Source organism: Mesorhizobium sp. CO1-1-8 (genome assembly GCF_020164875.1).
Classification (GTDB): domain Bacteria; phylum Pseudomonadota; class Alphaproteobacteria; order Rhizobiales; family Rhizobiaceae; genus Mesorhizobium.
Map to the genome: position 1 here is coordinate 1 of NZ_JAIUGZ010000021.1, position 19,580 is coordinate 19,580.

Genomic DNA, 19,580 nt, shown 5'->3' on the forward strand with positions numbered 1-19,580 from the left:
CCCCCCCCCCCCCCCCCCCCCCCCCCCCCCCACTTCTCCGCATCAAGAGCAATAACCCTCGCTCTTGCCCACAGCGGATAGTCGTTATTCGCGTTCGCCGGTAAAATTCAGCAGCAACTGGAAGATGTTGATGAAGTTCAAATAGAGCGAGAAGGCGCCGAATACGGCGAGCTTCTGGCGCGATTCCGCGTCGAAATTCTCAGCGTACTGTTCCTTGATCGTCTGCGTATCCCAGGCGGTCAGGCCGATGAACACGGCAATGCCGATCACCGAGATGGCGAACTGCAGCGCGGTCGAGCCGAGGAAGATGTTGACGATGCTGGCGATCACCACGCCGATCAGGCCCATGATCAGGAACGACGAGAACTGGGTCAGGTCGCGCTTTGTCGTGTAGCCATAGAGGCTGGTGGCGCCGAACATGGTGGCGGCGATGAAGAATGTGCGTGCGATGCTGGTTCCGGTGAAGACCAGGAACACGGAGGCGAGCGACAGGCCCATGACCGCGCAGAAGGCCCAGAACATTGCCTGGGCGCTGGCCGCGGACATGGTCTGCATCTTGAACGAGAACAGCATGACGAAGGCGAGCGGCGCCAGCATCACCACCCACTTCAGCGGGCTGGAGAAGATCGGCACGTAGAGCGCCGGCGTCGACGAGATCATGAAGGCGACGAGGCCGGTGACCACCAGGCCTACGCCCATATAGTTGTATACGCGCAGCATGTGCTGACGCAGGCCCTCGTCGAAGATGGCTCCGGTTTGGGCGCCGGCGCCGACGCGATATCCCAGATTGGGGGTGTTCATTTGCGTTCTCCTTTGTGGATCGATCAGTAAAGCGTCTTGGCGAGCGTCTCGGCGGCGCGGTCGAGGTCACGGACCTCGCTTCGTCCGACCACCGCATAGGCGACCTCGCCGATCTGGAAATAGGCCGAGGAAATATCGCCTGAGGGCGCGATCGTCGGCTTGACGACGTCGAAGGTTCCAGGCCGGATCGCAAACAGCGACACCAGTCCCATGTCTTTCGTCTCGACCGCCATCTCGACGCTCGGCCCAAAGCGCGACGGATAAATCTGCACGTCGCGAACCTTCCAGTCCTTGGGCAGCGATGGCATGACGATGGCGGTCGCGGCGCGTATCTCACCGGCGTTGTAATTGGGCGCCTCGGGCTGCGAGGGCATGTTCTCGCGCACCAGCGTCGTCCTGTGGGCTCGCACCGCCTCGTCGACATAGGCGGGCGGCTGCGGCGAGGCGACGACTTTGGTCACCGACATGGGCCCGATGATGCCGTTTGCCAGCCAGCCGGCGGCGACGAAGGCAGCAACCACCGCGGCGCGCTGCAGCCCACCGAAGATGCGGCCGCGGGCAAGCCCCCTCTCCAGCCGCCGCGCGGCATCGGCGGTCGCGGGCCGTGCCATGCCCCTGGAGCCGGCAAGCGCCACGCGCAGTTCATCGCGGGTCCTGAGATCCGACATCACGCGCGCGGCGGCCTCCGGGCGAGCGGACAAGAATGCCTCGACCTCGATGCGGCGGGTGACGTCGATCTGGTCGTCGACATAGGCGTCGAGGTCTATATCCGTCACGGGATCGACAGTTGCGGTCATGACGGGCCTCCAACGATCCTGAGGTGGTTTTTTGCCTTCGCCGGCTTCTCCATCTCGCGCAGTGCGGCGCGCGCCCTGCCGATGCGTGACATCAGCGTGCCGAGCGGCACGCCGCTGGCTTCAGCGGCTTGGCTGTAGGAGAGGCCTTCGATGGCGACGAGGTGCAGCGCTGAGCGCTGTTCTTCCGGCAGACTGAAAAAGGCCTCGCGCACTTGCGCCAGGCGCACCGAATGTTCCTGCGGCGCCGGCGTGCTGCCCTCGGCCAGGTATCCGGCCTGTTCGAGGCGCGCCGCTTCGGACTTGCGGGACCGCATTGTGTCGATGAAGGTGTTGTGGGCGATCGACAGCAGCCACGCGCGCAGGTTTCCGCCGGAGCGGAATGTGCTGCGCCGCTCATAGGCGCGCACCAGCGCGTCATGCACAAGGTCCTCGGCGTCGATGCTGTCGCGCGTCAGCGAGCGCGCATAGCGGCGCAGCGAACCGAGCTGTCCTATGATGTCAAAGCGTGGCATCGACGGTTTCATGTCCTGTTTACGGAGCATGTGGGGATTTTAATCCCTGCCCTGCCAATTTTTCCCTTTGAGGACATCGTTCGCCTCTACCCTCGCCCCGCAGCATCGAGCAGCCATCCCTGGAGCCGCATGATAAGGCCGAGAAATACAAGCTCCCGGAATCGTTGTGCGGGTGATTTCCATCGGTGCATCGACGGCAGGCATGGCGGCAGTGGGCCCAATGTGGCGACTGGAATGGAGTAGATCGTGCCTACTTCACACGCCTCTTCTCAAGCTTTCGCGCCAGAGTCCGGCGGTGCATGCCCAGCCGTCGTGCCGTTTCGGAGATGTTGAAGTCGGCCTCCACCAGCGTCTCGTGGATGCGCTCCCATTCGAGGTTCTTTATCGAGGTTGGCCGCTCGGCCAGCGGCACCGAAGCATTGCCCTCGACCTGGCCGAAAGCCGCTTCAATGTCGTCTGTATTGGCGGGCTTGGCGAGATACTGGCAGGCGCCGAGCTTGATCGCCTCGACAGCGGTGGCGATGCTTGCAAAGCCGGTCAACACGACGATCCGCATTTCAGGATCGTGTTCGTGCAGCGCCCTGACGCATTCCAGGCCCGAGCCGCTGGCGAGCTTGAGATCGACCACGGCATATTGGAAGGCAACGGTGCCGATCAGCGCATGCACGCCGTCGACGCTCCGGCAGCTATGCGTTTCGTAATCACGCCGTTCGAAAGACCGGCGCAGTGCGTTGGCAAAGGCGATGTCGTCCTCGACGATCAACAGCGTGCGTTTACTCGGCATTGTGCCCTCGCGGAGACAGAGCAGCCAGCGGCAGATTCAACGTGACCGAAGCTCCCCCCTCGTTTCTGTTTCTTACGGTGACGCTACCCCCCAGCTTGCGGATGACATTGACGACCAGAAACAGGCCGAGACCGCTACCTGGCCGGTTCTTGGTCGACGTGTAGGGCTTGCCGAATTCTGCAAGCATGGCTTCTTCAAATCCCGGTCCCACGTCGACAACTTCGACGATGAGATCGTCAGCGTGGCGGCTGACGATCAACCCGACCCATAGAGGCGACGCTTCAAGTGCATTGTCCAGTACATTGAACATCACCTGTTTGAGCGCGGGATCGGAGACGATCTCCTGGTTGGCGCCGAAACGCCTGGTGTATTCGAAACCTTGCGGCAGCCGTGTCGATTTCCATTCGGCCACCAGCTCCGCGAAGAAGGCGTCGACGGAGGTGCGAACCGTGCCTTCGCCGCGCAATTCGCCCGACGACATCAAGATTCCCGAAACGATCTTCTTGCAACGGTCCAACTGGCCCTGCATCTCCCGGATTTCCTGCGCCAGATCCGGATCGGCCTCGAGAGCCGGCATACGCTGCCAGTCATTGAGGATGACGGAAAGCGTGGCCAGCGGCGTGCCGAGCTCATGTGCGGCGCCAGAGGCGAGCAGGCCCATCCTGACGATGTGAGCCTCCTCCGCCGATTGCTGCCGCAAATCCGCAAGATGGGCGTCGCGGGTGCGAATGTTGTTCTGGACCCTGGTGATGAACAGCACCAGAAGCGTTGCCGCCAGGACGAAACAGATGAACATGCCCTGGATGTGCAGGCTGAACAGCCCGGCACCGTGTGCGGCGGGCAGGCTGATCTCACGGTAGAAGGTGGTCAGCGCGATGAAGCACGTGCTTGCAGTGAAGACAAGCGCCCAGACCGACCATGTCTCCAGCAGTACCGCGCCCAGGATGACCTGGAGCAGGTAAAGCGAAATGAAGGGATTGGACGCGCCGCCGCTCAGGTAAAGCTGGACCGTCAACGCGGTGACGTCGAGCAGCAGTCCAAGAAACAGCTCGGTGTTGGTGATCGCGTCCTGGCTGCTGTGCCGCCGCAGGCTGGCGACGTTGAGCGCGATCAGCAGCAGGATGACCACCGCCATCGGCACCAGCGGCAGCCCGATGCCAAGCGCGTAGCGGACGAACAGGATCGTCACGATCTGACCACCGACCGCGATCCAGCGCAGTTGAATCAGAAGCAGGAAATTCTGTTTGTTGGTCTTGTCGTGCAGAGTCATTGGACCGGGAGGTCCCAGCCCTGGCCAAGCAGGTCACTCAAGCGGGCGTCCGATCCAGGCGCTGGTTGAGCCTCAGCGCCAGCAGCGTGCATAGCGCTCCCGACAACAGATAGGCGCCTGACGAGATCAGGCCGAAATGGGCGGACAGGAACAGGGCGACAATGGGGGCGAAGCCTGCGCCGAACAGCCAGGCGAGGTCCGAGGTCAACGCCGCGCCGGTATAGCGGTAGGTCTTTGAAAAGTTCGAGGCGAGTGCACCTGAAGACTGGCCGAACGACAGGCCGAGCAGGACGAAGCCCAAGACCATGAAGACGGACTCTCCGACGAAGCCGCCATCGAGCAGCTGTGGCGCGAAACCGCTGAACACGGCGATGGCCACCGCCGAGCCTCCGAGCAAGGGCCAGCGTCCGACCCGGTCGGCGACGAAGCCCGAGATCGCGATTGCCGCCAGGCCGAAGAAGGCTCCGATCGTCTCGATGACCAGGAACCGTGCTGGTCCCTCGCGCGTGAACAGGAAGATCCAGGACAGAGGAAACACCGTCACCATGTGGAACAGGGCGAAGCTCGCCAGCGGCGCGAAGGCGCCGAGCACAACAGTGCGCCCTTCGGCGCGCAACGTCTCGCGAACGGAAGTCGGCTCCAGTTCCTGGCCTTCGAACAGTCTGGTGTATTCCGGCGTCACCACAATGCGCAGCCGCGCGAACAGGGCGACGACGTTGATGGCGAAGGCGACGAAGAACGGGTAGCGCCAGCCCCAGCTGAAGAAGTCTTCAGCCGACAGGTTGCCGACGAAATATGCAAACAGGGCGCTGGCAACGATGAGCCCGAGTGGCGCGCCCAGCTGCGGGATCATCGCATACCAGCCGCGACGCTTTTCAGGCGCATTCAACGCCAGCAGCGAGGCAAGTCCGTCCCATGTCCCGCCCAGCGCCAGTCCCTGACCGATCCGGAACATGGCCAGCAGCCAGGCCGAAGCCGCGCCGATCTGGTCGTAACCGGGCACGAAGGCGATCGACACGGTCGAGGTCCCCAGCAGGAACAGCGCGATGGTGAGTTTGGCGCTGCGTCCGTAGGCGCGGTCGAGCGCGGTGAAGATCGCCGTCCCGATCGGCCGCGCGATGAAGGCAAGCGCGAAGATGGCGAAGGAGTAGAGCGTGCCGGTCAACGGGTCGGCATAAGGAAATACGAGCTTCGGAAAGACGATGACGGAAGCGATCGCGTAGACGAAGAAGTCGAAGAATTCCGACGTCCTGCCGATGATGACGCCAACGGCGATTTCACCGGGCTTCACCTCATGATGGCGCGCGGTGATCCGTCTTGCGTCGGCTTCGATCTTCGAAGTTGGGCTCACAGCATTCTCCGTCGCCCCGCCGCGGTCTCATACGATCGCTTGCCATGTGCGCGGGCCAGATGCTTTGATGACGCCTGCCGCGTCATTGCGGCATTGGACAAATTGTCCAATGCCTTCATTGCCGCGGTACGGCTAGCACTGGGGGGAACAACCGACAGGTCATACATTGAGCCGTCTCCGTACCCTTTTCCTGCTGCCCCTGCTGGCATCGCTCGGCTCCTGCAGCATGGTCGTCATGGACCCTGCCGGCGACGTCGCCGCGCAGCAGCGCGACCTGCTGATGGTGTCCACGGCACTGATGCTGATCGTCATCATACCGGTGATGGCCCTCACCATATTCTTTGCCTGGCGATACCGCCAGTCCAACCGCGAGGCGCGCTACGAGCCGGATTGGGACCACTCGACCCATCTCGAGCTCGTCATTTGGGCTGTGCCGCTTCTGATCATCATCTGCCTGGGCGCAGTGACCTGGATGGGGACGCATCTGCTCGACCCCTATCGTCCGATCGGACGTGTATCGGCCGGCAAGCCGCTGCCGCCAGACGTGCGCCCGCTTGAGATCGAAGTCGTCGCGCTCGACTGGAAATGGCTGTTCATCTATCCCGAGTACGGCGTCGCGGTGGTCAACGAATTGGCTGCGCCGGTGGACCGGCCGATCAGCTTTCGCATCACCTCCGCATCGGTGATGAACTCCTTCTACATTCCAGCACTGGCCGGCCAGATCTATGCGATGCCGGGTATGGAAACCAGGCTGCACGCCGTCATAAACAAGTCCGGCGACTATGAAGGATTCTCCGCCAATTACAGCGGCGCCGGCTTCTCGGGAATGCGCTTCGCGTTCCACGGCCTCGACGATGCCGGTTTCCAGGCATGGATCGCGAAGGCAAAGGACGGCGGCGGCAAGCTCGACCGAAACGGCTATCTGGAACTCGAACGGCCCAGCGAGAACCAGCCCGTGCGCCACTATGCGGCGGTGGATACCGATCTCTACAAGGCGATCCTCAACATGTGCGTCGAGCCCGGCAAGATGTGCATGAGCGAGATGTCGCAGATCGACGCCAAGGGCGGTCTGGGAATGGCCGGCATCCGCAACACCCTTCCGCTGCTGTACGACAAGTTCGCCCGGCGCGGCACGATATTCGGCCCTACCCCCTCCTATGTCGCCAGCATATGCACGACCGAAGAAGCACTGGCGGCTTCAAAGGCTGATCAATCCGCCACGCCGATGACCTCGACGCCGATAGTCGGCGCTGGTCTGCAACGGCCACGGCCCCTGTCGATCCGACTGCCGTCACCTTCCGCAACCGGCACGCTTCGGTCGCCCTTCAACTCCTGAGGCGCCACGCAAGACATGTTCGACAATCCTGCTCTTCTCAAGGCGATCTTCGGCCGGCTTACGCTCGAGTCGCTGCCGCTGCACGAACCCATCGTGGTCGCGACATTCATAGTGGTCGCGCTGGGCGGCATCGCCCTCGTCGGCGCGCTGACCTATTTCAAGCTCTGGGGCTACCTGTGGCGCGAATGGTTCACCAGCGTCGACCACAAGCGCATCGGTGTGATGTACATGGTGCTCGGCATCGTCATGCTGCTGCGCGGCTTCAGCGACGCCATCATGATGCGGCTCCAGCAGGCGATGGCCTTCGGCGGTTCGGAAGGCTATCTCAATTCGCATCACTACGACCAGATCTTCACCGCGCACGGCGTGATCATGATCTTCTTCGTGGCGATGCCGCTGGTGACGGGCCTGATGAATTTCGTTGTCCCGCTGCAGATCGGCGCGCGCGACGTGTCGTTTCCGTTCCTCAACAATTTCAGCTTCTGGATGACGGTCGGCGGAGCGGTCATCGTCATGATGTCGCTGTTCGTCGGCGAATTCGCCCGCACCGGCTGGCTGGCCTATCCGCCGCTGTCCGGTATCGGCTACAGTCCCGATGTCGGTGTCGATTATTATATCTGGGCACTGCAAGTGGCGGGCGTCGGCACGCTGCTGTCGGGCGTGAACCTGGTCTGCACCATCGTCAAGATGCGCGCGCCAGGCATGACCATGATGAGAATGCCGATCTTCACCTGGACCGCGCTCTGCACCAATGTGCTCATCGTCGCCGCCTTCCCGGTGCTGACGGCGGTGCTGGCTCTGCTGGCTCTCGACCGCTATGTCGGCACCAACTTCTTCACGAACGACTTCGGCGGCAATCCGATGATGTACGTGAACCTGATCTGGATCTGGGGCCACCCCGAGGTCTACATCCTGATCCTGCCGGCCTTCGGCATATTCTCCGAAGTGACCTCGGCCTTCTGCGGCAAGCGGCTCTTCGGCTACACATCGATGGTATACGCAACCATCGTCATCACCATCCTGTCCTATCTGGTCTGGCTGCATCACTTCTTCACCATGGGGTCGGGAGCGAGCGTCAACTCGTTCTTCGGCATCACAACGATGATCATTTCGATTCCGACAGGCGCCAAGATATTCAACTGGCTGTTCACCATGTACCGGGGCCGCATCCGCTTCGAACTGCCTATGATGTGGACAGTCGCCTTCATGCTGACCTTCGTGGTCGGCGGCATGACCGGCGTGCTGCTCGCGGTTCCGCCGGCAGACTTCGTGCTCCACAACAGCCTGTTCCTGGTCGCGCATTTCCACAACGTCATCATCGGCGGCGTGCTGTTCGGCCTGTTTGCCGGCATCAGCTACTGGTTCCCCAAGGCATTCGGCTTCCGGCTCGATCCGTTCTGGGGAAAGATGTCCTTCTGGTTCTGGGTGGTCGGCTTCTGGTTCGCCTTCATGCCGCTCTACATACTTGGCCTGATGGGCGTAACGCGCCGGCTGCGCACCTTTGAGGATCCCTCGCTGCAGATCTGGTTCATCATCGCCGCCTTCGGCGCCTTCCTGATCCTGCTTGGCATCGGGTCCTTCCTCATCCAGATCTTCGTCAGCGTGCGCCGGCGCGAGCAGCTTCGCGACGATACCGGCGATCCGTGGGACGGGCGTACCCTCGAATGGGCGACCTCGTCGCCACCCCCGGCCTACAATTTCGCCTTCACCCCGGTCGTCCATGATCTCGACGCCTGGGCGGACATGAAGAAGCGCGGCTACCAGCGTCCTCTGACAGGCTTCCGCGACATCCACATGCCGCGCAACACCGGAGCCGGCGTTATCCTGGCCGGGTTGAGCGTGGTGCTTGCCGTGGCGCTCATCTGGTACATCTGGTGGCTGGCGATCGTCAGCTTCGTCGCCCTGATCGGCTACGCGATCGCGCACACCTTCAACTATAGCCGGGATTTCCACATTCCTTCCAGTGACGTGGCGCGAGTCGAGGATGAGCGGACACGTCTGCTCGCGGCCGAGGGCCAGGCGGGGTGAACAACATGGCACACGCCGATACGGTGATCGACGACACGATCTTCCACCTGGAAGACGACCACGGCCATGCCGAGAGCGGCAGCAGCACCATGCTCGGCTTCTGGATCTATCTGATGAGCGACTGCCTCATCTTCGCGATGCTGTTCGCGGTCTACGGCGTGCTCGGTGGCAACTACGCGGCCGGGCCCTCGCCGAAGGACCTGTTCGATCTTCCGCTGGTCGCGCTCAACACCACCATGCTGCTTCTGTCCTCCATCACCTATGGCTTCGCGATGCTGGAGATGGCGAAAGGACGAGTGAGGCCCATGCAGGTGTTGCTGGTGATCACTGGCCTGTTCGGCCTCGCCTTTCTCGGCATCGAACTCTACGAATTCGCCCATTTCATCCACGAGGGGGCGACGCCGCAGCGCAGCGGCTTCCTGTCGTCGTTCTTCACATTGGTCGGAACGCACGGCCTGCACGTCACCTTCGGCCTGGTCTGGCTGGTGGTGCTGATGGTGCAGGTCTCCAGACATGGGCTGATCGCCGCGAACCAGCGGCGCCTGATGTGCCTGAGCATGTTCTGGCACTTCCTCGACGTCATCTGGATCGGCGTCTTCACCTTCGTCTATCTGATGGGAATGTTGCGATGAGCGCCAGGCACCAAACAGACACCAGCGACCACAACCACGCGCATCACGGCGTCGATCACGGCTCGCTGCGCGGCTATCTGACAGGCTTCGGCCTGTCCGTCGTGCTGACGGCCATTCCCTTCTGGCTGGTCATGACCAACGCGCTCGGCAATCAGATGGCGTCGGCGATTGCCATCATGGCCTTCGCCGTCGTGCAAATCATCGTCCACATGGTGTTCTTTCTGCATATGAACACCAGGTCGGAGAGCGGCTGGACCATGATGGCCCTGATCTTCACCCTCATCCTGGTGGTGATCGCGCTGACGGGCTCGCTCTGGGTCATGTACCATCTGAACGTCAACATGATGCCCGGCCATGATATGAGTCAGATACCCTGAGAGAGGGACCTGGCTTTGGATGAACAGGCGTGGACGACACCGCATTCTAATACAGGCGCCGGCCAAAGGTTTACGCGTTCGCGATGGACGCTGCTGGTGCTTTGCCTTTGCGGGGCGATCGGCGCCACCGGCTTCTCGGCGCTTGGTGTCTGGCAGCTGGAGCGCCGGGTCTGGAAACTCGACCTGATCGAGCGGGTCGACCAGCGTCTCAAGGCAGTACCTGTGGCCGCCCCGGCGCCTTCGGCCTGGCCAGCGATCAACGCCAGGGATGACGAGTATCGCCAGATAGCCGTCACGGGCCGGTTTCTCGGTGATCGCGAGATCCTGGTCCAGGCGGTCACCGATCTCGGCGGTGGCTTCTGGGTAATGGCGCCGTTCCGAGCGGATGCTGGTTTCACCGTGATGGTGAACAGGGGTTTCGTGCCGACGGACAAGCGCGATCCGGCAACCCGCTTCGCAGGCAAGCCCTCGGGCGATCACACCGGAATTCACGGCCTGTTGCGCATCAGCGAACCGAAAGGCGGCTTCCTGCGTACCAACGATCCGGCCGCCAACCGCTGGTATTCGCGCGATGTGCAGGCGATCGCCACGACGCAAGGCCTCGGGCAGGTCGCTCCTTATTTCATCGATGCCGATGCCACGCCCAATCAGGGAGGGTGGCCGGTCGGCGGCCTGACGGTCGTTTCGTTCCACAACAACCATCTGGCCTATGCCCTGACATGGTTCGGGCTGGCCTTGATGGTGCTGGGCGCGGTCGCCTATCTGTTGCGGCAGGCTGTGAAAGACAGGCACGGCGGGGGATGACCGCTGGCCGAGGCAAAGCCGAAATTGCGCACGGAAGCGCTCATGCCGGCGCGGACGATGGCGTGATCTCGCTGTTGGTGCCGGCTTGTCATTTTCCCATGTGCATCCATGGGTTCCGCATCAAACCCCGTGCATATCACAGGAGCGTGCAGGGCAGGCTTCGCGGCACCCCCGTCTCGGGCTGGAGCACCCAGCTAAAACCGCTGGCGAAACGGGACCGATTTGCGTATCACTCCGCCGCCATTGGAGCCCTATCGATGTTTGAGACCCTGCAGCCAGCCTCCGCCGACAAGATTCTGGCCCTGATCGGCCTTTATCGTGCCGATCCGCGTCCAGACAAGGTCGACCTCGGCGTCGGAGTCTACAAGGATCGCGACGGCAAGACGCCGGTCATGCGCGCCGTGCGGGAAGCGGAAAAGCGCCTGCTGCAGGCCCAGGACACCAAGACCTATCTCGGCCTTGCCGGCGATACCGGCTTCAACACGGTGATGGCCCGGCTCGCCTTCGGTCCAGGCGCCGATATGACGCGCATCCGCGCCGCACAAGCACCCGGCGGCTCAGGCGCACTACGGCTGGTGGCGGAACTGCTGAAGCGGACACGCTCGGATGCAACCATCTGGCTGTCGGACCCGACCTGGCCGAACCACATGCCGGTGATGCGCGCCGCCGGCCTGCAGATCCGTGAATATCCCTATTTCGACGCCGCGTCGGGCGCCGTTCGTTTCGACGACATGCTGGCGGCCCTGCGGACCGCAGAGAGCGGCGACGTCGTGCTGCTGCATGGCTGCTGCCACAACCCGACCGGCGCCAATCTGGATGCGGCCCAGTGGGCGGCCGTTGCCGATCTGGTCGTCGAGCGTGAGCTGCTGCCGTTTGTCGACATCGCCTATCAGGGCTTCGGCGATGGTCTTGAGGCCGACGCCCTCGGCTTGCGCCTGCTGGCCGCAAAAGTTCCGGAGATGGTCGTCGCGTCGAGCTGCTCGAAGAATTTCGCCGTCTACCGCGACCGTGTCGGCGCGGCGATGATCCTGGCCAGGGACGGCGCACAGGCAGATGTGGCGATGAGCCAGATGCTCTCAGCGGCGCGCGCCATGTATTCGATGCCGCCGGACCATGGTGCGGCAGCCGTGCGCATCGTGCTCGAAGACGCCGCCTTGCGCGCCGACTGGGAAGCCGAGCTCGAAGAGATGCGCCTGCGCATGCTCAGGCTTCGGGTCCAGTTCGCCGAGGCGCTGCGCCGGCAGTCCAATTCCGATCGTTTCGATTTCGTCGCCAGCCATCGCGGCATGTTCTCCCGCCTTGGCCTCACGGAAGCGCAGGTCGAGCGGCTGCGTGCCGAGCACGGCATCTACATGGTCGGCGACAGCCGTATCAACGTCGCCGGCCTGCCCGAGGACGGCATGGACGAACTCGCCAAGGCGATCGTGTCTGTCCTCGACTGACGGGCTCACCTGTGGACAAGGCGCCCTCGCCGGCTGACAACGTTGGCCGCGCGACCGGCGGCGCGATAGCATCCGATAGACTGTTTTGACGCAATTCCGGACAGAAAACCGTTTCACACTTTTCCTGGAATAGCTCTAGATGACGCCATCGAAAGACATTTCGCGCCTGATCGAGATCATGGCGGCGCTGCGGGCGCCGAAGACCGGCTGTCCCTGGGATATCGAACAGGATTTCTCGACCATCGCGCCCTATACGATCGAAGAGGCCTATGAGGTTGCGGATGCCATCGCGCGCGGCGACCTGGACGATCTGCGCGACGAACTCGGCGATCTGCTGCTGCAGGTCGTCTATCACGCACAGATGGCCGAAGAGGCCGGCGAGTTTGCCTTCCCCGACGTGGTGCAAGCCATCACGACGAAGATGATCCGTCGCCACCCACATGTCTTCGGCGACGAAAAAGCCCGCAGCGCCGGCATGGCCAAGGGCATGTGGGAAAAGATCAAGGCCGAAGAGAAGGCGGAGAAACGAAGCGCCCGTCTCGCCCGCGGTCTCGATCCCGAAGACAACGGCAAGGGGTTTCTGGACAGCGTTCCGGTCGCCCTGCCCGCGCTGACCCGAGCACTGAAACTTCAGGAGAAGGCCGCTCGCGTTGGCTTCGACTGGAGCGAGGCAGCGCCCATTCTCGACAAGATCGAGGAAGAGATCGGCGAACTGCGCGAGGCACTGGCCAAGGGTGACACCGCCTCGATCAAGGACGAGTTCGGCGACATGCTGTTTGCCGTCGTCAATCTCGGCCGTCACCTCAAACTCGATTCGGAAGCAGCGCTGAGCGGCACCAACGAAAAATTCCGCTCACGTTTCCATTATGTCGAGCAGGCTTTGGAGAAAGCCGGCAACACGCTGGACAAGGCTGATCTGGCCGAGATGGAAGCACTATGGCAGGAAGCTAAGACCGCGAAGTAAGTTACATTAGCCGTTGTTTTTACGACGCAATCTGCTTTCGATCTCTTCGCGGGCGCTTTGCGTGGCCTTGAGCGAGATGGTGGCGCTGCCGTCATCATTGTCGCTTCGCGAAACGACATCGCCATTGCGGTAAAGCCAGTCGACAAGGCCGAACTGTGCCGGTTCTATCGTCACCGTCATGTCTTCGAGTTCGCCCGCCATTCGCGTTTCGATGATCGCTTTCAGCGCATCGATACCCTCGCCGGTCACCGCCGACACCGCAATCGGCGGCGCCTTGCTGGCGTCGGCGCCATCGGCAAGCAGCCGGGTCCGGTTGCCCTCGTCGAGCCGGTCGATCTTGTTCCACACTTCAATCACACGCTTGGCGTCACCGGCGTCAACGCCAAGATCGGCCAGGATACGCTCGACATCTTCGGCCTGGGCCGCCGTGTCCGGATCCGAAATGTCGCGCAGATGAAGCACGAGATCGGCCTCGACCACCTCTTCCAGGGTGGCGCGGAAAGCTGCGATCAGATGCGTCGGCAGGTCCGAGATGAAACCGACCGTGTCGGAGAGAATGATCGGCGTGCCATGTGGCAGGCGCACGCGGCGCAGCGTCGGGTCGAGCGTGGCGAACAACATGTCCTGCGCCAGCACATCCGCTCCGGTCAGCCGGTTGAACAGCGTCGACTTGCCGGCGTTGGTGTAGCCGACGATCGCCACCACCGGGAACGGCACCTTCCTGCGCTTGGCGCGGTGCAGGTCGCGCGTGCGCCGCACCGTTTCCAGCTCCTGCTTCAGCTTGATGATCTTTTCCTGCAACTGCCGCCGGTCGGATTCGATCTGTGTTTCGCCGGGACCCCCGAGGAAGCCGGCGCCGCCGCGCTGGCGCTCCAAATGGGTCCAGCTGCGCACGAGGCGGCCCTTCTGGTAGTTGAGATGGGCGAGTTCGACCTGCAGCGTGCCTTCCTTGGTGCGTGCACGCTCGCCGAAGATCTCGAGGATCAGCCCGGTGCGATCCAGCACCTTGGCGTTCAGCTCTTTTTCGAGATTGCGCTGCTGCACCGGGGTCAGCGGATGGTCGACGACGACCACTTCCGCATGTCCCTCTTTGACGATTTCCGCGAACTCCGCGACCTTGCCGCTGCCGAGCAGCGTCGCCGGGCGCGGATCGTTGACGGTCACCACCGCTGTGTGGACCAGGTCCAGGTTGATGGCGCGGGCAAGGCCAACGGCCTCGTCGTGACGAGCATCAGCCGAACGCATCAGCCGCGGGCGGTTGGTCTCGTCGTCGTTGCGCTGGTGGCGGGTAAGGACGGGCACAATAACAACGGCCCGGGTCGGGCCCTTGGCCTCGGTCCCAGGGTGATGCGCTTGTTTCCCGCGAACGGTGGCGTCCGCGTCTTTCTCACGTGCCAATCAGGCGCCCTGGCTTTCCTCGCCATCGAACATCTGAACCGGCTGGCTCGGCATGATCGTGGAAATAGCGTGCTTGTAGACGAGCTGGGAGTGACCGTCACGGCGCAGCAGCACACAGAAATTGTCGAACGAAGTGACCACGCCGGTCAGCTTCACGCCGTTGATGAGGAAGATGGTGAGCGGGTTCTTGCTCTTGCGAACTGAATTCAGGAACAGGTCCTGAAGGTTTTGCGATCGTTCCGCCATTGTTCTTGTCTTTCGCCGATCCCCTTCGGTTTGCAAGCCAATGCGCCAAATTAACGGGCGCATGTCAAGCTCGCAAACACCGTCTTGTCGTCAGTAACGACAAGCAGAACGAGATATATTGATGTTCATTCCACCTGTGCGGTTATCAGGCTGGACTTTTTTCCGCAATGTCAAAAAAGGCCTGCCGCAACGAAAGTGTTATTGAGCCGGGATGCCCATTGGCGACCGTATCGCCGTCGATGGCCACCACCGGCATGGCGATTGTCGTTGCGGAGCTGATGAACGCCTCGCGTGCCGCCTTGGCCTCGGCGACGGAAAAACCGCGCTCCTCGATCTTCAGGCCAAGCTTGGCCGCCACTTCGAACATGGTCGTGCGGGTGATGCCGCGCAAGATGCCGTGCTCGGCCGGCCTGGTGACCAGGACGCCGTCCCGGGTGACAATCCAGGCATTGGACGAGCCGCCTTCCTTGACGTTGCCTTCACCGTCGACGAACCAGGCTTCCTGCGCGCCGGCTTCCTTGGCCTTCTGCTTGGCCAATACATTGGGCAGCAGCCCAACGGTCTTGATGTCGACGCGGTCCCAGCGGTTCTCGGGCACGGTGATGACCGCGATGCCGGTCTCGGCTCGCTTTGCACCAGCGGCGGGATCGGCCTTTCTGGCGGTCACCACCAGGGCTGGCTTCGTGTCGGCGGAAGGGAAGGCGAAGTCGCGGCTGGCCACGCCGCGCGTCACCTGCACGTAGACCAGGCCATTGGCGACGTGGTTGCGATTGACCACCTCGCGCAGAATGAGCGGCAGCACGTGAGAGGTGACCGGCCACGCGATCGACAATTCGCTCAGCGAGCGGTTCAGCCGGGCCAGGTGGCGCGGCATATCGACGATGAAACCACGCGCCACCTCGCAGACCTCATAGACGCCGTCAGCGAACTGATAGCCACGGTCCTCGATATGCACGGCAGCATCGGCGTGCGTGACGTAACGCCCGTTGACATAGGCAATGCGCGGCATGGGCAACCTCTAGGGAATTCTCGGGCTTTCTTATGCGATTCCACTGCGGCCGTAACCGGCAAATGCTTGGCCCAGGCGCGGCGGCTGGATATGACGCGCTCAGACGCCCAGCGACTTCAGCTTGCGATGCAGAGCGGAGCGCTCCATGCCGATGAACTCGGCGGTCTTCGAGATGTTGCCGCCGAACCGGTTGATCTGGGCGATCAGATAGTCCTTCTCGAACTGCTCACGCGCTTCACGCAACGGCAGCGCCATGATGTGCTGGTCGGATTGATTGGGCGTGCGCGGCATGACATCGCCGATCTCGGCCGGCAACAGGTCCGCGGTAATCGGCGAATCGACGTCGTCGCCGCGCGCAAGGATCATCAGGCGCTCGACATTGTTGCGCAACTGACGAACGTTGCCCGGCCAATTGTGCGCCTGCAGAACGGCCAGCGCGTCGTCGCCGATGCGGCGCGGCTTGATGCCGGCCTGGCGGGCAATCTGCTTCATGAAATTGTCGACGAGGTAGGGAATATCCTCACGCCGCTCGGCCAATCCCGGCACGATGACCGGAACAACCGCCAGGCGATGGTAAAGATCCTCGCGAAAACGACCGTCGGCAATCATCGCTTCGAGGTTCTGCGACGTGGAGGAGATGATGCGGACGTCGACCTTGACCCGCTTGGTTCCCCCTACCCGCTCGAACTGCTGCTCGACCAGCACGCGCAAGATCTTGTTCTGCGTCTCGCGCGGCATGTCGGCCACCTCGTCGATGTAGAGGATGCCGCGATGGGCCTCCTCCAGCGCGCCGACCTTGCGCTCGACGCCATTCGATTCGGTGCCGAACAGCTCGATCTCCATGCGCTCGGGCGTGATGTTGGCGGCGCTCAGCGTCACGAAAGGTGCGCCCTTGCGCGCCGACAGCGTGTGGATGGCGCGCGCGGCCAGCTCCTTGCCCGAGCCCGACGGTCCGATGATCATCACGCGGCTGTTGGTCGGGGCGACACGTTCGATGGTCTGGCGCAACTGGCTCATCGCCGACGACATGCCGATCAGGTCGAAGGTTTCGCCGCTGCGCAGCTTGAGGTCGGAAACCTCGCGCCGCAATTTCGAGGTCTCGAGCGCACGCTCGGCAATAAGGATCAGCCTGTCGGCTTTGAACGGTTTTTCGATGAAGTCATAGGCACCGCGACGGATGGCGGAAACCGCCGTTTCGATGTTGCCGTGGCCGGAGATCATCACCACCGGCAGGGTCGGGTGCATCGTCTTGATCTCGTCGAGCAGCGCCAGCCCGTCCAGACGCGAGCCCTGCAGCCAGATGTCGAGGAAAATCAGCCGCGGCGCGCGATCAGCTATAGCAGCGAGCGCGCTGTCTGCGTCGAACGCCGTACGGGTTTCGTGACCTTCGTCGCTCAGAATGCCCGCGACGAGTTCACGGATGTCTTCCTCGTCATCGACGATGAGAATATCAGACGCCATTACCGACCTTTTCAGTTTCTCTTTCGTTTTCCGTCCTGCTTTCGCCGCGTGGAGACGCAGCAGCCGCAGGCGGCAGGATGATGCTGATCATCGCGCCGCGCCCGTTGTGGAAGTCCGCAGGGGCATCATGAAGCTCCAGCCTGCCACCATGGTCCTCCACGATCTTCTTGACGATAGCGAGACCGAGCCCGGTGCCCTTCTCGCGTGTGGTCATATAGGGCTCGAGCAGCCGTTGGCGATTCTCGCGCGGCAGGCCTTTGCCATTGTCGATGACGTCGATTCGAATCGCGCCATTCTGGCGCCCGGCTTGAATCCGGATTATGCCGTGCGAACCGTCCTTCTGTTCCAATCCATCGATTGCCTCGGCGGCGTTCTTGATCACATTGCCGAAAGCCTGCGCCATCAGACGGCTGTCGAACGTACCCTTGAGCGGCTCGTTGCCGAACACGCGCTCGAAAGCAATGTCGGCGCGGCTGACTTCAACCAGGAACGAGGCCTCGCGCAACGATTCGCGCAGGTCGATGGCTTTCATCTCTGGCTTGGGCATGCGCGCGAAAGCCGAGAATTCGTCGACCATGCGGCCGATATCCTCGACCTGCCGGATGATGGTGTCGGTGCATTGATCGAAAATCTCGCGGTCCTCGGTGATGACCTTGCCGAAGCGTCGCTTGATGCGTTCGGCGGAAAGCTGGATCGGCGTCAGCGGATTCTTGATCTCGTGGGCGATACGCCGCGCCACGTCGGCCCAGGCGGAGGAGCGCTGGGCCTGAACCAGATCGGTGATGTCGTCGACCGTCACGACATAGGATTTTTCATCCGAGCCGTCGTCGCCGGCCTCGATGGTGATCTGCACGTTGAAGGTTCGCTCGGCGCCGGCGCGGTAGAAGGTCACCTGCTCGCGATAGACAGGCTTGCCGGACTTGCGGCCAATCTCGAAGACGCGGCCGACATGCGGCAGCACGGCGGAAAGGTTCTGCCCAAGGGCTGCGCTGGCGGAAATCGCCAGCATCGCCTCGGCCGAACGGTTGACGATGGTAACGATGCCGTAGGGATCGACGCCAATGACGCCGGCGGTGACGCCGGCAAGCACGGCTTCGGAGAAGCGGCGCCGTTCGTCGATCAGGTCCTTGGCCGACAGGATCTCGTTGCGCTGTGATTTCAGTTCCAGAAGCATCTTGTTGAACGTATCGCCGAGCGAGGCGACATCGCCGTCGGATGGCCTGACGGGAACCGCGACGTCGAGATTGCCGGTCGCCACCTCGTCGGCGGCGCCGATGAGCTGGCGAATGGGCCGCACCAGGCGGTCGGCGACCGCAATGCCGGTCCAGATCGCGGATAGGATGATGATCAGCGTCAGGGACAGATAGGGCAGCGCGAAGGCCACCTGCGAGGTGCGCCTGTTATCTTCGAGACCACGATATTCGTCGGTGTTGGACCTGACGATCTGCCGTGCCTTGATCACTTCGGGATCGACGAGCCTAATGGTGTAGAGATAGAGCCCTTCGATCTCCCGCAGCTTGACGATGGCCCCCATGATGTTGCGCGTTTTCGGTTCGATCAGCACCGGTTTGCCGTCGGCAGCGCTGGCCACGGCGCCTTCCGGCGGCTCGGGCATGGCGAAGTCCGTATCGGTCTTGGCGCTCATGACGAACGAGCCGTCAGGTTTGATCAGCGCCGCATGGGCCAGCGAACGGCCCACGGCTTCCTTGTTCATCAGGTCGAGGAAGCCCGTCCGATCGAGGCCGTAGAGTGTGCGCGACGCATCGAGATCATAGGCCATCGACAGTGTCGTGCCCTGGAGGTTGCGGGCATTTTCCTGGACATAGGCGTCGGCGATCGACAGCGACGAATTGACGATCGTCTTGGTGCGGATTTCGAACCAGCGGTCGAGGCCGATGTCGAGCGTGATTGAGGCGATGATGGCCACCATGATGGCGGGAATGGCGGCAACCAGGGCGAACATGGCGACAATGCGCACATGCAGCCGCGAGGCGGCCTTGCCGTGCCGGCGCGCCATCAGGATGCGGTGCACTTCACGTCCGACCAGCGCGATGAGGAACAGGACGAAAGCCGCGTTGAGGGCAATCAACGCCAACGTCGTCGACTCATTCGGTGTGATCGGCGTGGCACCGACGAGGATGGTGAACGAGATCGCCGCAGTCATCAGCGCGCCGACGACCGCGATCACGCCAGGCAGCGCAAGCAGCCGGCGCCCGTCACGAGCGCCGGGTTCGCTGAAAAGCGATTGGTTTGTTGTCGGTGCCTGCAGAGCCATGTCGCCGTCTAGAGCCATGATTGCGTCGGATGTATGCAACGCATTGTGGCGATTATGCAACAAGTGTGACCGAGACGGAAATCTTTCGCGAGC

18 protein-coding genes are annotated in these 19,580 nt (G+C 62.5%); 7 read left to right on the forward strand and 11 right to left on the reverse strand.

Annotated elements, in window-relative coordinates; translation table 11 throughout:
* Positions 1-84 precede the first annotated feature (84 nt).
* The 6 genes from LB558_RS29025 to LB558_RS29050 form a co-directional block, all read right to left on the reverse strand.
* Positions 85-801: a Bax inhibitor-1/YccA family protein gene (locus LB558_RS29025; RefSeq protein WP_023812012.1), complete on the reverse strand. Its 717-nt coding sequence runs from the start codon at positions 799-801 to the stop codon at positions 85-87.
* A gap of 23 nt (positions 802-824) precedes the next feature.
* Positions 825-1,598 carry an anti-sigma factor family protein gene (locus tag LB558_RS29030; protein WP_224700663.1) on the reverse strand — a complete coding sequence of 258 codons (774 nt, stop codon included), beginning with the start codon at positions 1,596-1,598 and terminating at the stop codon, positions 825-827.
* Positions 1,595-2,110, reverse strand: a complete 516-nt coding sequence (locus tag LB558_RS29035; RefSeq protein ID WP_263495446.1) for a sigma-70 family RNA polymerase sigma factor — start codon at positions 2,108-2,110, stop codon at positions 1,595-1,597. Before LB558_RS29035 ends, LB558_RS29030 begins: the two co-directional genes overlap by 4 nt.
* A 250-nt stretch (positions 2,111-2,360) precedes the next feature.
* Positions 2,361-2,894: a response regulator transcription factor gene (locus LB558_RS29040; RefSeq protein WP_224700665.1), complete on the reverse strand. Its 534-nt coding sequence runs from the start codon at positions 2,892-2,894 to the stop codon at positions 2,361-2,363.
* Positions 2,884-4,164, reverse strand: a complete 1,281-nt coding sequence (locus LB558_RS29045; RefSeq protein WP_224700666.1) for an ATP-binding protein — start codon at positions 4,162-4,164, stop codon at positions 2,884-2,886. Before LB558_RS29045 ends, LB558_RS29040 begins: the two co-directional genes overlap by 11 nt.
* Positions 4,165-4,201: 37 nt before the next feature.
* A complete protein-coding gene (locus tag LB558_RS29050) occupies positions 4,202-5,515 on the reverse strand; it encodes an MFS transporter (RefSeq protein ID WP_224700667.1) in 1,314 nt (437 codons plus the stop codon).
* A 166-nt stretch (positions 5,516-5,681) separates the two neighbouring features.
* Here LB558_RS29050 and cyoA point away from each other — a divergent pair, with 166 nt between their 5' ends.
* The 7 genes from cyoA to mazG all read left to right on the forward strand — a co-directional run bounded on the left by cyoA (position 5,682) and on the right by mazG (position 13,098).
* Positions 5,682-6,851 (forward strand): ubiquinol oxidase subunit II, encoded by a 1,170-nt coding sequence (cyoA, locus tag LB558_RS29055; RefSeq protein WP_224700668.1) that lies wholly within the window; start codon positions 5,682-5,684, stop codon positions 6,849-6,851.
* Positions 6,852-6,866: 15 nt separating this feature from the next.
* On the forward strand, positions 6,867-8,879 hold the full coding sequence (gene cyoB / locus LB558_RS29060; RefSeq protein WP_224700669.1) for a cytochrome o ubiquinol oxidase subunit I: 2,013 nt from the start codon (positions 6,867-6,869) through the stop codon (positions 8,877-8,879).
* A gap of 5 nt (positions 8,880-8,884) precedes the next feature.
* Complete coding sequence (gene cyoC / locus LB558_RS29065) at positions 8,885-9,511, forward strand: cytochrome o ubiquinol oxidase subunit III (RefSeq protein ID WP_224700670.1); 627 nt, start codon at positions 8,885-8,887, stop codon at positions 9,509-9,511.
* Positions 9,508-9,888, forward strand: a complete 381-nt coding sequence (gene cyoD, locus LB558_RS29070; RefSeq protein ID WP_224700671.1) for a cytochrome o ubiquinol oxidase subunit IV — start codon at positions 9,508-9,510, stop codon at positions 9,886-9,888. Before cyoC ends, cyoD begins: the two co-directional genes overlap by 4 nt.
* A gap of 96 nt (positions 9,889-9,984) precedes the next feature.
* On the forward strand, positions 9,985-10,692 hold the full coding sequence (locus tag LB558_RS29075) for an SURF1 family protein (RefSeq protein WP_224700672.1): 708 nt from the start codon (positions 9,985-9,987) through the stop codon (positions 10,690-10,692).
* Between the two features lie 257 nt (positions 10,693-10,949).
* Positions 10,950-12,134: an aromatic amino acid transaminase gene (locus LB558_RS29080; protein ID WP_224700673.1), complete on the forward strand. Its 1,185-nt coding sequence runs from the start codon at positions 10,950-10,952 to the stop codon at positions 12,132-12,134.
* Positions 12,135-12,273: 139 nt separating this feature from the next.
* Positions 12,274-13,098, forward strand: coding sequence for a nucleoside triphosphate pyrophosphohydrolase (mazG, locus tag LB558_RS29085; protein WP_013531500.1), 825 nt, complete (start codon positions 12,274-12,276; stop codon positions 13,096-13,098).
* 6 nt (positions 13,099-13,104) lie between these two features.
* On the opposite strand, the gene hflX is transcribed toward mazG, so the two are convergent.
* The 5 genes from hflX to LB558_RS29110 all read right to left on the reverse strand — a co-directional run bounded on the left by hflX (position 13,105) and on the right by LB558_RS29110 (position 19,487).
* Positions 13,105-14,496 (reverse strand): GTPase HflX, encoded by a 1,392-nt coding sequence (gene hflX, locus LB558_RS29090; protein ID WP_224700674.1) that lies wholly within the window; start codon positions 14,494-14,496, stop codon positions 13,105-13,107.
* Complete coding sequence (gene hfq, locus LB558_RS29095; protein WP_006202172.1) at positions 14,497-14,742, reverse strand: RNA chaperone Hfq; 246 nt, start codon at positions 14,740-14,742, stop codon at positions 14,497-14,499.
* Between the two features lie 145 nt (positions 14,743-14,887).
* On the reverse strand, positions 14,888-15,751 hold the full coding sequence (locus LB558_RS29100; RefSeq protein ID WP_224700675.1) for a D-amino-acid transaminase: 864 nt from the start codon (positions 15,749-15,751) through the stop codon (positions 14,888-14,890).
* Positions 15,752-15,850: 99 nt separating this feature from the next.
* Entirely contained in the window at positions 15,851-17,212 is a 1,362-nt protein-coding gene (locus tag LB558_RS29105; protein ID WP_127259225.1) for a sigma-54-dependent transcriptional regulator, read from the reverse strand.
* Entirely contained in the window at positions 17,202-19,487 is a 2,286-nt protein-coding gene (locus LB558_RS29110; protein WP_224700676.1) for a sensor histidine kinase NtrY-like, read from the reverse strand. The genes LB558_RS29105 and LB558_RS29110 overlap by 11 nt, the downstream gene beginning before the upstream one ends.
* Positions 19,488-19,580 lie beyond the last annotated feature (93 nt).